The organism is Corynebacterium sp. UMB8791 (assembly GCF_054166365.1).
In genome coordinates this window covers 9,736-21,688 of sequence record NZ_JBSZCG010000118.1, presented here as the reverse complement: position 1 = coordinate 21,688, position 11,953 = coordinate 9,736, and the positions used below count along the sequence as shown (strand labels likewise).

Genomic DNA, 11,953 nt, shown 5'->3' with positions numbered 1-11,953 from the left:
GGTCCTCTACTTCTCCTTTAGAACAAGCAATAGTTGACGCTAGTTTACACCTTGCGGGGCGCACGCCCCATTCCTAATGAGGACGCAGAGGCTCCAGGCATGCAAGCGTTTCAAAGTGATGCGTTCCTGGAAATGCATCGATGACTTTTATCTCAGTTACGTGATATCCGCATGCTCCCCAACTTGCTAAATCTCTAGCAAATGTTGCCGGATCGCACCCAATGTGAATCACTCGCTGCGGACTCGCCGCTGCGATATCATGAATCACTTTGTCTCCAGCACCAGTTCGAGGAGGGTCGAGCACAACCAGGCCCGCGGGGGGCAAGGATCGAATTCCTGTTTCTACCCGGGAGTTGACTTTGTTGACGTCGAGGCTTGCAAGTGCAGGCTGAGAATGCGCCATCGCGGACTTCGAATAGTCGACGGTTGCAACCGGACCACCACCGAGTGCCGCGGACATGGATGGAACAAAGAGCCCTACTCCGCCATAGAGGTCCCAACCGGAATTGTTCTGATAAGGCCTCCCCGCAAGGGACCACTCACGCACCAGATCTGCATATGCCGACGGTGCACTACGGTGCGCCTGCCAAAACGCAGTCGCCGGAAACTCAAACCTATCGTTTCCGACCATTTCTACGATGTTGCCGGAGCCTTCAACCGTACGGTCTATTCGTTCCACGCGCCGTCCGCGTTGGACTTTGCTCGTTTCAACGACATGCCGGTTCCCGAGAGAATCGATGACGACGACTATCTCAGACCCAGGAGTAAATCGTCGTGCCCCATCGCCAACAATCCCGTCAAACAGTTCCGGCATCGCCTGAGTACAACGCTCGGCGACGACGTCATTGGAACGTGCTTTCCTGAAACCGGCACGCCCCTGCGCATCAGTGCCGAGTCGGATACGCGTCCGCCATCCGGTCGTAGGCGCTAAAGCCTGAACCGAAATGGCGGTGAGATCAATGCCATCAAGCACACCAGATGGACGTGCCATTTTTTCAAGCTGTCCAACAAGTACCTCTGTTTTGGCGGCCCGCTGCAGAGATTCACTCATATGCGCAAAGTCGCAGCAGCCCGCACCTGCCGCAGCAGCAGGACATCCTACCTTCACTCGATCTGGTGAAGTTTGTTGTATCTCGAGCAGTTCACCGCGAGCCCACCGCTTTTTCACTTTCAGCAGTTTGACGGTCGCTGTTTCTCCAGGTAGAGCGCCTTGCACGAAGACAACTCGTCCGTCATTGGCAAGGGCAATAGCCTCACCGCCGTGAGCAAAGGCGTGGAATGTGACTTGAATGCTGTCGCCTGGTGTCAGCGATGGTTGGGCACTCATTAATTATTCTTATTCGCTTCGTTGTTTTGTGCGATGATCTGTTTCAGCGCGTCACTCAGGGCGTTCGGGTTTCCAGCCTGTGGGCTCTGCTGCTGCGACTCCTGCGCAGCCCGCTCCTGTACAGCCTGCTGCACCTGCCGAGCCAACTGCGCAGGCAGGACGACTGGCAAAGAGTTACCCGCCAAAATTGGGTCCGGACCGCGGTAAACAAAGCTGCGTGCTACGACTTCCCGCCCGAGCTCAGCAAGCTGTTCTTCCATTCCCGCCGGAGCGGCCAACGTGACACGGTACAGCCATCGAGGCGCCTCAACACCGATGATGCGGATCACACCGTTAGCGCCAGTACCAACGATTTCGGTTCCCCAGGGGCCCTCTTCAAACTCGACAGGCATGTCCTCGTTCTTCATGCCCTCGGCAATTTCTTCTGCCGATTCGGCCCACAGGCCGCCGTTACGCGGTGCAGCGAAAGCAACCGGAGTGATGCGACCGTACCTGGTAACGATGTGCACCATCTTCGGGCCGTTCTCGCCCATTTCAACCTGCACCTGCGAATCCTTTGGCAGCGGAATCTGCATTGATCCGAGGTTGAGGTTCACCTGGGAGAAGTCAGAAAAATCGAACTCCTCAATGTCGACGTTGTCGCCGTCGAACGGACCGGTAGATCCACTGATTGGATCATAATCGGCAAGAGTACCAGTGGCTGATGGAGTCTGGGATGGATCAGTATCCGCTGCAATCCCCGTGTCCTGAGACTTTGGTGCTGTGACCTCTAGATCGTCGTTGGTCTCTGCCTCCGTCTGAGCGGGGGCAGCGTCTTCCTTCTGCTGGTCTTTCTTCTTTTTACCAAATGGCCACCATGCCATGGGTGATCACCTTTCGAGTGAAGTTGTGTATTTCAAAAAAGTTTCTTCGGGTGAGAATTACTCTAGTACGGGCCCAATGTGGCCTCAGGCGAGCCCCGTTGATCCGTATCCTTGGGCACCACGCTGGGTATCGTCAAGCTCGGAAACTTCGACGAAGTCAACCAACTCGACTTTTTGCACCACTAGTTGAGCAATCCGCATTCCTCGTTCAACTGTAAACGAACATTCACGGTCGGTATTAAGAAGGCAAATCTTCAACTCCCCTCGATACTGGGCATCAATGGTGCCTGGCGTGTTCACAATAGAAATCCCGTGTTTGGCAGCGAGTCCCGAACGAGGATGAATGAGCCCGACAGTTCCCATGGGCAACGCGACAGCAATTCCGGTGCCGATGAGCGCCCGTTCGCCGGGAGCCAATGTCCGTGTTTCCGAGGAGTAAAGGTCCGCCCCGGCGTCACCTTCATGCGCTCGTTTAGGAAGCGGCATGTCTGGATCAAGACGTTTTACTGAAATTGGTTCAAGAGAGGTCACTTCATACACCTTACGGGATTCCATTGCGTGTGCATTCTTAAGATAATTTCGCCTAGTGTTATTGGGTAACGTATTCGGGAGTACATCGAATTGACGAGTTGATGAGGGTATGAATAGCAACCAAAACGCACCGGCATCCAGTGGTTCCAAAGTCTTATATACGGAGCGTCAATGGGTGCCTTGGTACTGGTGGATCATCGGTGCAGCATTAACGCTGCTCATCGGGGCACAACTTACGCTCAACCGCAATATTTGGTGGTTTATTATCCCCGTGCTCGTTATCGGAAGTTTAGTTTTTTGGTTCTTGACATGGCTTTCGAAAACTACAATTGCGGTCGAGCAAGACAGCGACGGCACTCGTTGGCTCGTCGTTGACGACGCCAACTTACCCAACACCGTTGTCAGCAGATCTATGGTTGTCCCTGCATCAGCGAAGCGAAATGCTCTCGGACGACAGTTAGACCCAGCTGCTTTCTTGGTATCGCATGGTTGGGTGAAAGAACATATTCTGCTTGTCTTGGACGATCCTCAGGACCCAACCCCCTACTGGCTAATTGCTGCGAAAGAACCGGAGAAAATCCTCGGAATGTTTTTGCCTGAGCAGCGGACCGCCTAGGGATCGCGCGACTGCGTTGCTCGCTACTACTCGCAGTCGAGGCAAATCTTCTGGCCGTCTTCGGTTTCGTAAGCCAGCCGATTCTTTTTCTGAACCAAATAGCAAGACGCACAAGTGAATTCGTTATCTTGGCGAGGCTTTACCTCAACGTTCAGTTCCCCACCAGACAGATCTTGAAGTGGCGGTTCAAACGGTTCAACGATTTCACCGTCATCATCCATGCTGCTGCCCGCAACCTCCGCAGCCTTCAAGCCCTCGAGGGAGTCAGTCTCAAGCTCGTCTTCTGCGCGCTTACGCGGTGCATCGTAATCGGTCGCCATGGTGGTGGTGCCTCCAGGAGTAGTCAAGTTCAGCAATGCCTAGGCCCGTTGAGGAGATACGCTTCCTATAGATGAGCCTCAGCCTTTTTATTGGTTTGGAGCCGAATAATAAAGCACACAAAGCTATATGTCATATTACAAGGTCAGCAGGCCAATACCCACGGGTTCCCTACACATCAAAGGCTTTATAGCTAATTAAAGTACAGCGACGTCAACCCGCTCGTTCTAGGTACCGCGCTCCTAAATATTTTCCTACATGCGCAATGAGCACACCTTTTGTATGCTCAATGTTATGACTACAACAAGTGGAATTGATGGTGCCCAAGAGCACTATGGTATGGGCGTCGATGTCGGCGGTTCTGGAATCAAGGGCGCCATCGTCAACCTCAAAACCGGAGAATTCGTCGGCGACAGGATCAAGATCGCAACTCCTCAGCCAGCTACACCTGAAGCTGTTGCATCAACAGTCGCAGAGATCGTCCGTCTCCACGAATGGGACGGCCCTGTGGGAGTAACGCTGCCGTCGGTGATTCAGCATCAGATCGCAAAGAGCGCAGCTAACATCGACCCGTCGTGGATCGACACCGATGTGCATGAGCTCTTTGAGCAGCATCTCCCTGAGCGCTCTGTCACTGTATTAAACGACGCCGACGCCGCGGGGCTTGCTGAAGTTGCCTTTGGCAATGAACGAGCCCGAAACGGTTCTGTCATATTCCTCACGTTTGGCACTGGTATTGGTTCAGCGTTCCTGGTTAATGGGCACCTCTTCCCTAACACAGAAATTGGCCATTTAATCGTCAATAGGAAGGAAGCAGAGCACGTCGCCTCCTCAGCTGTAAAGCAGAGGGAAGACCTGAGCTTCAAGAAGTGGGCGAAGCGAGTTGATAAGGTGCTGCACGAATACGCGCGACTGTTTAATCCAGAGTGTTTCGTCGTCGGTGGTGGCATCTCGCGGAAATCTGACAAATGGGTCCCTCTATTGACTGTCGACACTCCTGTCGTCGTGGCCACTCTTCGCAACCGAGCAGGCATTGTCGGAGCAGCGATGGCGGCCAATGAGCACCTCGCACCGTAACTAGCGAGACTCGGCGTCTAACACAAAGCAGCTTGACAATGCTGTTAAGATAGGCGTTCTGAAAAATCAGCACAGTTTGCGTACGCTAGGAAGGCAGACCGGCGTTTGCTGGTCTGCTTTCACCAGAGTGACTTTCTTTCCATCCATTGTTGGAGGAAGTCTCGGTGTCCGCAAAAGCATCAATCAGTTCACAAAGGCGAAAGGGCGTACGTGGTAGCCAGCGAAGCTTCAGGCAAAAACTCCGTCAACGATGCGGCAGAGAGCACTTCCGGCGGCGTAACCGACGGCACAACGACCGCCAAGAAAGCCACCAAAAAAGCAGCCAAGAAAACCGCCAAAAAGGCTGCCAAAAAGACCGCCAAGAAGACTGCGAAGAAAACCGCCGCAAAGAAGGCTGCTTCACCCGCAACTGATGAGGTCACCAGCGACGACTCCGCGCTGGAAGAAACGGACGAATCGCTCGACGATTCTGACCAGGAGCAGGACTTCGACCCGCTGACGGCTGAAGAAGATGACGAAGAATTTGACGAGCATCTTGGTGATGACGACGAGGAAAAAGAAGACGAGGAAGACGACGGATCTTCTGTCTGGGATATCGAGGAATCTGCTGCACTTCGCCAAGCCCGCAAGGACGCTCAGCTCACCGCATCTGCGGACTCTGTCCGTGCGTATTTGAAGCAAATAGGTAAGGTTGCTCTGCTCGATGCTGAGCAGGAGGTTTCTCTCGCGAAGCGCATTGAAGCTGGTCTCTACGCGCAACACCGACTCGACGAGATGGCCCGTGCAGCTGAGGAGGGAGACAAGGAAGCACGCCTTACCCCTGCGGTTAAGCGCGACTTCCGCGCCGTCGCCCGAGACGGTCGCAAGGCGAAGAACCATCTGCTCGAAGCTAACCTTCGACTCGTGGTTTCGCTGGCAAAGCGCTACACCGGTCGCGGTATGGCCTTCTTGGACCTCATCCAGGAGGGCAACCTCGGTCTCATCCGTGCAGTTGAAAAGTTCGACTATTCCAAGGGCTACAAGTTTTCCACCTATGCAACGTGGTGGATCCGCCAGGCAATTACACGTGCCATGGCAGACCAGGCTCGAACCATTCGCATCCCGGTGCACATGGTCGAGGTCATCAACAAGCTTGGCCGTATCCAGCGTGAGCTTCTACAAGATCTTGGACGCGAACCTACACCGCTTGAACTCGCAAAAGAGATGGACATCACCGAAGAGAAGGTGTTGGAGATCCAGCAGTACGCCCGTGAGCCGATCTCATTGGATCAGACGATCGGCGATGAAGGCGACAGCCAACTCGGTGATTTCATCGAAGACTCCGAAGCCGTTGTGGCAGTCGACGCTGTTTCCTTTACGCTTCTTCAGGACCAACTTCAGGATGTCCTCCACACACTTTCCGAGCGTGAGGCCGGCGTCGTGCGGCTCCGCTTCGGCTTGACCGATGGCATGCCTCGCACGCTAGATGAAATCGGCCAGGTGTACGGTGTGACACGCGAACGCATCCGGCAGATCGAGTCCAAGACGATGTCGAAGCTTCGCCACCCGTCGCGTTCACAGGTGCTGCGCGATTACCTCGATTAAATGCGTTTCTACGTAGTAAGCAATAACCGGTAGGAGGTCCACTCTCCTACCGGTTTCGTGTATTACCAATCTCGTAAGTACGCAATACGCGCCCGCAGCTGTTCCGCATTGCACAGCGCGGTCGGCGGACCACCACACGCTTTACGCGCTTCCGTATGGATCGCACCATGCGGGCGACCCGTCTTTCCAGCGACGATTGAAACGCGAGCGTTGAGTTCCTTTCTCAACTGGGGAATCTCATCAGCCGCCACTGATGCCTCCTCGCTGCTACCCGGCGCGGAGGTTTGCTTGGACGGCTGAGTGGGAGCCAAGTGCTCTCCTAGTACTTCAGCACGCTCGCGTGCTTGGCGCTCGGCAGCCTTTCGCGCTTTTTCTTCTGCTTCTCGGGCATCTAGTTGGTCGCTTTGGCGTTTGCGGAGCAGAGTCTTGACCTGTTCTTCGTCAAGCAGCCCTGGAAGGCCTAGGAAGTCTTGTTCCTCTGCGGATCCTGCGACGGTGGGTGTGCCGTAGGTGGAGCCGTCGAAAATTAAAGAGTCTAGCTCGGCTGATGCGCCGATGGCTTCGTACGAAGGGTTGTCGTCTGGTTCGTTTTGAACTTGGTTTGCTTGGGCTAGTAGTTCGTCGGACCACCCTGATTCTCGGTGTGGTTTGCCCAAAACGTGGTCGCGTGACACCTCCATTTCTTCCGCGAGGCGGAGCAGAACCGGGACCGACGGGAGAAAAACGGAGGCGGATTCGCCTGGCATGCGTGAGCGTACGAATCGTCCGATTGCCTGCGCGAAAAACAGTGGTGTCGATGCTGATGTTGCATATACTCCGACAGCGAGGCGAGGAACGTCGACTCCCTCAGAGACCATTCTGACTGCGACCATCCATTCGTCGGTGGACGCGGAGAATTCGTCGATGCGGTCGGATGCCCCGGCTTCGTCTGAGAGCACGACCGTAACGGGCGTGCTCGAAATGCTGGAGAGGATCTTGGCGTAGGCGCGTGCTGTCGTCTTGTTCGTAGCGATGACGAGGCCTCCGGCATCCGGCATATTCGTACGAAGTTTTTTCAGCCTTGTATGTGCCGCCTGGAGGACTGCCTTGATCCAGTCCCCTTTCGGATCTAGGGCAGTTTTCCAGGCACGCGCGGTCTGCTCGGCATTCAGTGGCTCACCAAGCCTTGCGGAATACTCTTCCCCGGCGGAGTCTTTCCACTGTGCCTCGCCGGAATATGCCAGGAATACAACTGGGCGGACGACGCCATCGGCCAAGGCGTGGGAGTACCCATAGGTGTAGTCCGCTTGTGAAACGAGGTGCCCATCGCCGTCTTCGACGTATCGGACGAACGGAATCTGGGAATCATCAGAGCGAAACGGCGTACCTGTCAACGCTAAGCGGTGTTCGACATCGTTGTAAGCCTCGTAGACTCCATCCCCCCAACTTTTGGCGTCACCAGCATGGTGAATCTCATCAAGAATCACCAAACTGCGCTTCGCAGTGGCCACCGCATGATGCTTGAACGGGTGCATACCGATTTGCGCATACGTCACGACAATGCCGTCATAGGCAGGGTTTACCGCAGATGAGTTTGTGAAGTTTGGGTCTAGCGAAAGGCCGAACCTCGCTGCTGATTGGGACCACTGGTGTTTTAGGTGTTCTGTTGGTACGACGACGATGATGCGCTGCACTGCCTTCGATGCGTGCAGTTTGCTGGCTAGTGTCAGTGCAAACGTCGTCTTACCCGCACCAGGAGTTGCTACAGCGAGAAAGTCTCGAGGTTTGGTGCGCATAAACGAATCGAGGGCCTCTTGCTGCCATGCGCGCAGCTGAGGCCCGGCCGACGTACCTGGAGCCGTCACTTCCGACGCAACCCCTTATAGATGCGTTCGCAGTCAGGACATACTGGCGACCCAGGCTTCGCCTGCTTCTTCACCGGAAATGTCTTGCCACAGAGTGCGACTACGACTTTTCCAGAAATCGCAGAATCGAAAATCTGATCCTTCTTCACATAGTGGAAAAACTTGGGGGTTCCATCATCATTTGTTGACGATGTGTCTTCCCGAAGGTCTGTGCGCTCAAGAGTCTTCGTCGTCGTATTCACGACTCCCATCATGCCCCACTTTGGCAAAGTTTTTAAGCCGAGGCGCTAACCTGTGTATTTATGAATGAGAGAGAGGGCGAGGCACAAGAGCACGTCTCGATTGATGCGGAAGTCGAAGTCCACGACGATAAGCATTTCCTTTTTCGTCATTTCCGCTCAAAACGACACCGTGCACTCATTACGGATGCGAAGCAGACGCCGGAGCAAAACCTGCAGAGCCGAGAAGCTCAATACCTTTGGCTGCAGGCGCTTCGAATCCCTTTCATTTTGCTTTCGATCGCATCTGCGTGGTGGCTCGGTAACTGGTGGATTGCGACGTTGCTCTTTATTGTTTCCGTACCGCTCCCCTGGGTCGCAGTGATGTTGGGCAACGCGAAAGGAGAGTCGCGTGATCCGCGTGAAAAGAATGTCTACAAGCCTGCGCTGAGTCGTGCCTATGCCGCGTTGGAGGAGCAGTCGAGGCAACAACTATCCTCGAACCAGGCTTCAACAGATACGACGCCGACCGTTATCGATCACGAATCCCAATCGGAGTAGCAGCATGACAGATTTATCATCTACAGCATTTGGATTACACCCTGGACTTGCGCGGGAGCTCGGTGAACGATTGCGCGCGCTCCCCTACACCACATCTTCGATTGGAAGTTACCTTGGGCCAAATGCATACCAGGCTCTCTACCGGGGCGAGGTGGGAGCCGTCCTGCGTCGCTGCCATTCAGAAGACGTTATCGGATCGGCCATATCCACTTTGTTGTTGCGGCGCCCGACTTCCCAAAACGAGCTCGAGGCGTTATTTGGCTCGTCCCTTGCTGAGAAACTCATCAGCGCAGGTGTCTTTCGCCAGACCAAAGAGCAACGTTACGAGGTTGCTTACGACATCCGGCCTCATTTGTTGTCTCAACAGCATCACCTCATAGTTGCAGATCTCGACGCCTCTACGTCTGCAATCGTTCCCGGCAAAGATCACGTACTTGGAGTCGGAGCGGCGTCGAAATCCCTGTTGCACGCGATCCCGCAGTCACCGACTGGAACGGTTTTGGACCTTGGAACCGGTTCAGGGGTGCTGTCGGTAGCACAATCTGGCCTTGCCGATCAGATCGTCGGTACTGACATTCATCATCGAGCGATCGAGTTGGCTCAGGCCACGCTCGAGATGAATGGCATCACTAGCGTTCAGCTCCGCGAAGGATCTTGGTTTGAGCCTGTCGCGGGCGAGCAGTTTGACAGGATCGTTGCCAACCCGCCGTTTGTAGTCGGCATTCCGGAGGTGGGGCATGTTTACCGCGACTCCGGCATGCCACTGGATGAAGCAAGTCGCCTCGTGGCAGAGCACGCACCTGAATATCTCGCAGAAGGTGGGATGCTGTGCATGCTGGGCTCATGGGCCCATATTGATGGTGAGGCGTGGCAGTCGCGAGTTGCGAGTTGGGTCCCTTCGCAAGGAGTCAGCGCTCAATCGAGCAATCGCAGGCTTATCGACGCCATCTTTAAAATTGAAACCAATCAGATTTAGTGAGGACTGTTGAGGCGTCGAAATGCCTGCCTGGTGTATGCCGTCAAACGGAACCGTTGCTGTGGCAAGGTCTATCGCAGGCTCTTGCTGAGCATTCACCACAGCATCGCGGCTTTCCGCGCAAGCTGTGGCTGCCCCGGCGGCAGCAACACTCAGAGTCCCGGCGAGAAAATGACGACGGTTGACAGGCATTCGACTTTCCTTCAATTAGTGGTTGTGGCCTTCCCCCATGGACCCATGTTGGTGCCCCTGGAGCTCCCCGTGCTCACCATAGTCTTCGTCACCCGGAAGCATAGAGCGAACGGCTACGTCTGGAATCTGCTCCTCGGTTCCGTCGGCGAACTCAAGCGTTACATCGACCACGTCGCCTGCCGGAATTGCAGGGTCGAAGCCCATGATCATGAAGTGGTCACCGCCAGGCTTGAGCTCATATGTCCCACCGGCGGGGATCTCGATGCCGCCTTCTTTCTCGCGCATGACTCCATCTACCACCTCGTGGATCTCGTAGGTGGCGTCGCCGAGTGACGTAGTGAAGCCAACGATGTGAATGTCCTTGTCAGAGGTGTTGTGCAGCGTACCGAAGAACCCGGTCATGGACTTTCCGTCTTCCGCGCCTGCTTCTGCTTTCGCACGAATAGCCGCGGACTCAACGCGGATATCGCCTTCGCCCTGAAGCTTGTCATTGTCTGGAGCAGCAGTCGTAGTGGACTCCACGGTTGTTGTCTCTGCAGCGGTTGGCGCAGATGTCGACGGGTTTTCCTGCGATGGCGAGCAAGCCGTCAGGGCAAGAGCGGCGACACCAAGTGCCGAAATAGCTGCAGTGCAAATGTTTTTCATATTTCTCCTTAGTCGTTGCTAAAAACTTGTGTATGTACTGGCTCAATCTTTGCTCAAGGAGCCGCGACGCAGTAAAAGTGCCGTTACAGCACCGAAAAGAAGCAGGATTAGTCCGCCGACAAAAAGCCAGCTAAAGGAACTGGATGAAGAACCGCTCACTTCTCCGGTTGGCACGGAATCTTCCATAGTTTCATCGACAACTTGTGAACCTTCCGGCGCATATGTAAACGTTGTCATCCCTTTAGTGGCGTGCCCATCTGAAGAGACAATCTGAAATCCGATCCGGTACTCTCCTGGCACTTTGTCACCAGATTCGCGAACTTTCTCTGGAAGTTCAAGGGACACAAATCGTCCGTCGAGCACTGGCTCTCCAGTAAAGAGGATCTCGTTGTCCGATACCCGCGACAGCGCGAACGTGTTGAAGCCTTCCTGGGGTTGACCCGAGAACTCCAACGACAGCTCTTTCGGAAACTCGGCTACCACGGACCCGTTTGATGGATCTCCCCCAATAACGGCATCATGTGCCTCCGCTGATCCGGCCAACGCAGAAGCTACACATACGGCACTCAATATAGCCCATGCCGTTCGCTGTACCCTTTGTCCTGCTTTGGACATTCGGATCCCTCCTACAAAATGAACTGACTGTAAACCAGTACAACATTAGTCGTAACGAATGGCGGATTAGTTCCCCAGCATGCCCAGTGCCGGACCATAGAAAGCGAAAATGCCCGCAAGGCGGGCATTCAGTGGTCCTAGCTGGGATCGAACCAGCGACCTTTCCGGTGTGAACGGAACGCTCTTCCACTGAGCCATAGGACCGAACGCGAACTACTTTACACCCCCTCCACTCCTTCAACGAATCCGCAGTACAGCAACACTTTCACCGAGTAACAGCAATTTCCCTGCCAACCCAGCGCCTCACCATCGTACGCACCTGCCAAGACCGGCCCTGTGCTGGCGATTTGGAAAACTTAGAGCCAACAGATAATGTTTGTTCACGCACAACGGAGGTTCCGCTTCCGGAGAGCATGCGGATGTAGCGCAGTTGGTAGCGCATCACCTTGCCAAGGTGAGGGTCGCGAGTTCGAGTCTCGTCATCCGCTCCAAGTGTCTTTAGACACTCTGCGCGATTAGCTCAGCGGTAGAGCACTACCTCGACACGGTAGGGGTCACTGGTTCGATCCCAGTATCGCGCACAGAG

13 protein-coding genes and 3 tRNA genes are annotated in these 11,953 nt (G+C 54.8%); 7 read left to right on the top strand and 9 right to left on the bottom strand.

The features are described 5' to 3' along the window. Positions 1-73: 73 nt before the first annotated feature. The 3 genes from ACXIUA_RS06830 to dut all read right to left on the bottom strand — a co-directional run bounded on the left by ACXIUA_RS06830 (position 74) and on the right by dut (position 2,745). On the bottom strand, positions 74-1,327 hold the full coding sequence (locus ACXIUA_RS06830; RefSeq protein WP_083290926.1) for a class I SAM-dependent RNA methyltransferase: 1,254 nt from the start codon (positions 1,325-1,327) through the stop codon (positions 74-76). Beyond that, positions 1,327-2,190, bottom strand: a complete 864-nt coding sequence (locus ACXIUA_RS06825) for a DUF3710 domain-containing protein (protein WP_070478954.1) — start codon at positions 2,188-2,190, stop codon at positions 1,327-1,329. Before ACXIUA_RS06825 ends, ACXIUA_RS06830 begins: the two co-directional genes overlap by 1 nt. An 84-nt stretch (positions 2,191-2,274) precedes the next feature. Continuing rightward, positions 2,275-2,745 carry a dUTP diphosphatase gene (gene dut, locus ACXIUA_RS06820; RefSeq protein ID WP_070362355.1) on the bottom strand — a complete coding sequence of 157 codons (471 nt, stop codon included), beginning with the start codon at positions 2,743-2,745 and terminating at the stop codon, positions 2,275-2,277. A gap of 85 nt (positions 2,746-2,830) precedes the next feature. On the opposite strand from dut, the gene ACXIUA_RS06815 reads away from it, so the two are divergent. Further along, the gene (locus ACXIUA_RS06815) at positions 2,831-3,337 is read left to right on the top strand and encodes a DUF3093 domain-containing protein (RefSeq protein WP_070362354.1); all 507 of its coding nucleotides are present in this window, start codon (positions 2,831-2,833) and stop codon (positions 3,335-3,337) included. Between the two features lie 26 nt (positions 3,338-3,363). On the opposite strand, the gene ACXIUA_RS06810 is transcribed toward ACXIUA_RS06815, so the two are convergent. After that, positions 3,364-3,657: a DUF4193 domain-containing protein gene (locus ACXIUA_RS06810; RefSeq protein WP_457976430.1), complete on the bottom strand. Its 294-nt coding sequence runs from the start codon at positions 3,655-3,657 to the stop codon at positions 3,364-3,366. A 292-nt stretch (positions 3,658-3,949) separates the two neighbouring features. On the opposite strand from ACXIUA_RS06810, the gene ppgK reads away from it, so the two are divergent. Both ppgK and ACXIUA_RS06800 read left to right on the top strand, forming a co-directional pair. After that, positions 3,950-4,732, top strand: coding sequence for a polyphosphate--glucose phosphotransferase (gene ppgK / locus ACXIUA_RS06805; RefSeq protein ID WP_070363500.1), 783 nt, complete (start codon positions 3,950-3,952; stop codon positions 4,730-4,732). Positions 4,733-4,942: 210 nt separating this feature from the next. After that, positions 4,943-6,316 carry an RNA polymerase sigma factor gene (locus ACXIUA_RS06800; RefSeq protein ID WP_457976429.1) on the top strand — a complete coding sequence of 458 codons (1,374 nt, stop codon included), beginning with the start codon at positions 4,943-4,945 and terminating at the stop codon, positions 6,314-6,316. 62 nt (positions 6,317-6,378) lie between these two features. Here ACXIUA_RS06800 and ACXIUA_RS06795 read toward each other — a convergent pair whose 3' ends face one another. After that, a complete protein-coding gene (locus tag ACXIUA_RS06795) occupies positions 6,379-8,091 on the bottom strand; it encodes a DEAD/DEAH box helicase (protein ID WP_070363498.1) in 1,713 nt (570 codons plus the stop codon). 65 nt (positions 8,092-8,156) lie between these two features. Further along, positions 8,157-8,411 (bottom strand): DUF3039 domain-containing protein, encoded by a 255-nt coding sequence (locus tag ACXIUA_RS06790; protein WP_070363499.1) that lies wholly within the window; start codon positions 8,409-8,411, stop codon positions 8,157-8,159. Positions 8,412-8,462: 51 nt separating this feature from the next. On the opposite strand from ACXIUA_RS06790, the gene ACXIUA_RS06785 reads away from it, so the two are divergent. Both ACXIUA_RS06785 and ACXIUA_RS06780 read left to right on the top strand, forming a co-directional pair. Beyond that, entirely contained in the window at positions 8,463-8,939 is a 477-nt protein-coding gene (locus tag ACXIUA_RS06785) for a DUF3099 domain-containing protein (protein WP_071572566.1), read from the top strand. A 4-nt stretch (positions 8,940-8,943) separates the two neighbouring features. Then, a complete protein-coding gene (locus ACXIUA_RS06780) occupies positions 8,944-9,915 on the top strand; it encodes a methyltransferase (protein WP_457976428.1) in 972 nt (323 codons plus the stop codon). Between the two features lie 207 nt (positions 9,916-10,122). Here the strand turns inward: ACXIUA_RS06780 and ACXIUA_RS06775 are convergent, their stop codons facing one another. The 3 genes from ACXIUA_RS06775 to ACXIUA_RS06765 all read right to left on the bottom strand — a co-directional run bounded on the left by ACXIUA_RS06775 (position 10,123) and on the right by ACXIUA_RS06765 (position 11,571). Then, positions 10,123-10,752 (bottom strand): copper chaperone PCu(A)C, encoded by a 630-nt coding sequence (locus ACXIUA_RS06775; protein WP_252930848.1) that lies wholly within the window; start codon positions 10,750-10,752, stop codon positions 10,123-10,125. 42 nt (positions 10,753-10,794) lie between these two features. Further along, positions 10,795-11,367 carry a copper resistance CopC family protein gene (locus ACXIUA_RS06770; RefSeq protein WP_070362364.1) on the bottom strand — a complete coding sequence of 191 codons (573 nt, stop codon included), beginning with the start codon at positions 11,365-11,367 and terminating at the stop codon, positions 10,795-10,797. 132 nt (positions 11,368-11,499) lie between these two features. After that, a tRNA-Val gene (locus ACXIUA_RS06765) sits at positions 11,500-11,571 on the bottom strand. A gap of 211 nt (positions 11,572-11,782) precedes the next feature. Here ACXIUA_RS06765 and ACXIUA_RS06760 point away from each other — a divergent pair. Further along, positions 11,783-11,858: transfer RNA gene (locus tag ACXIUA_RS06760), tRNA-Gly, on the top strand. An 18-nt stretch (positions 11,859-11,876) separates the two neighbouring features. Next, a tRNA-Val gene (locus ACXIUA_RS06755) sits at positions 11,877-11,948 on the top strand. The last annotated feature ends 5 nt before the right edge of the window (positions 11,949-11,953 follow it).

Coding starts and splice junctions, on each gene's coding strand:
- ACXIUA_RS06830 (WP_083290926.1), bottom strand. CDS start 1,327: ATGAGTGCCCAACCATCGCTGACACCAGGCGACAGCATTCAAGTCACA.
- ACXIUA_RS06825 (WP_070478954.1), bottom strand. CDS start 2,190: ATGGCATGGTGGCCATTTGGTAAAAAGAAGAAAGACCAGCAGAAGGAA.
- dut (WP_070362355.1), bottom strand. CDS start 2,745: ATGGAATCCCGTAAGGTGTATGAAGTGACCTCTCTTGAACCAATTTCA.
- ACXIUA_RS06815 (WP_070362354.1), top strand. CDS start 2,831: ATGAATAGCAACCAAAACGCACCGGCATCCAGTGGTTCCAAAGTCTTA.
- ACXIUA_RS06810 (WP_457976430.1), bottom strand. CDS start 3,657: ATGGCGACCGATTACGATGCACCGCGTAAGCGCGCAGAAGACGAGCTT.
- ppgK (WP_070363500.1), top strand. CDS start 3,950: ATGACTACAACAAGTGGAATTGATGGTGCCCAAGAGCACTATGGTATG.
- ACXIUA_RS06795 (WP_070363498.1), bottom strand. CDS start 8,091: ATGCGCACCAAACCTCGAGACTTTCTCGCTGTAGCAACTCCTGGTGCG.
- ACXIUA_RS06790 (WP_070363499.1), bottom strand. CDS start 8,411: ATGGGAGTCGTGAATACGACGACGAAGACTCTTGAGCGCACAGACCTT.
- ACXIUA_RS06785 (WP_071572566.1), top strand. CDS start 8,463: ATGAATGAGAGAGAGGGCGAGGCACAAGAGCACGTCTCGATTGATGCG.
- ACXIUA_RS06780 (WP_457976428.1), top strand. CDS start 8,944: ATGACAGATTTATCATCTACAGCATTTGGATTACACCCTGGACTTGCG.
- ACXIUA_RS06775 (WP_252930848.1), bottom strand. CDS start 10,752: ATGAAAAACATTTGCACTGCAGCTATTTCGGCACTTGGTGTCGCCGCT.
- ACXIUA_RS06770 (WP_070362364.1), bottom strand. CDS start 11,367: ATGTCCAAAGCAGGACAAAGGGTACAGCGAACGGCATGGGCTATATTG.